Raw genomic sequence first — 654 nt, 5'->3', positions numbered from 1 at the left:
ACCGGTCCTCTTAACGTTCCGGCACCGGGCAGGCGTCAGTCCGTATACAGCGTCTTACGACTTCGCACGGACCTGTGTTTTTAGTAAACAGTCGCTTCCCCCTGGCCTCTGCGACCACCCCCAGCTCGAAGAGTAAATCTCGTCACCGGGCATGGTCCCCCTTCTCCCAAAGTTACGGGGGCAATTTGCCGAGTTCCTTAACCACAGTTCACCCGATCGCCTCGGTATTCTCTACCTGACCACCTGAGTCGGTTTAGGGTACGGGCCGCCGGTACACTCACTAGAGGCTTTTCTCGGCAGCATGGGATCACTCACTTCACCAAAAACGGCTCGGCATCACCTCTCACCCACATGGACCGCGGATTTACCTACGATCCGGGCTACAGGCTTACCCCGGGACAACCATCGCCCGGGCTGAGCTACCCTCCTGCGTCACCCCATCGCTCACCTACTACCACCTCGGGTCCCACGCTCCCCGAGCACCGGTCTCCGAAGAGACACGGGCCGGTTCGGGTGGTTAGCATCAGCGGGCTCGGCGTTGGCGCATACCAGCGGGTACGGGAATATCAACCCGTTGTCCATCGACTACGCCTGTCGGCCTCGCCTTAGGTCCCGACTTACCCTGGGCGGATTAGCCTGCCCCAGGAACCCTTG

General features: G+C 60.6%; 1 rRNA gene. It reads right to left on the bottom strand.

From position 1 onward, the window contains the following. Nucleotides 1-654, bottom strand: a 23S ribosomal RNA gene (locus ACFPCY_RS43040); the annotation flags it as partial.

Source organism: Actinomadura gamaensis, from assembly GCF_042652125.1.
Taxonomy (GTDB): domain Bacteria; phylum Actinomycetota; class Actinomycetes; order Streptosporangiales; family Streptosporangiaceae; genus Spirillospora; species Spirillospora gamaensis.
Note: the sequence above shows the minus strand (reverse complement) of the source record. Positions and strands in the feature narration are given on the sequence as shown.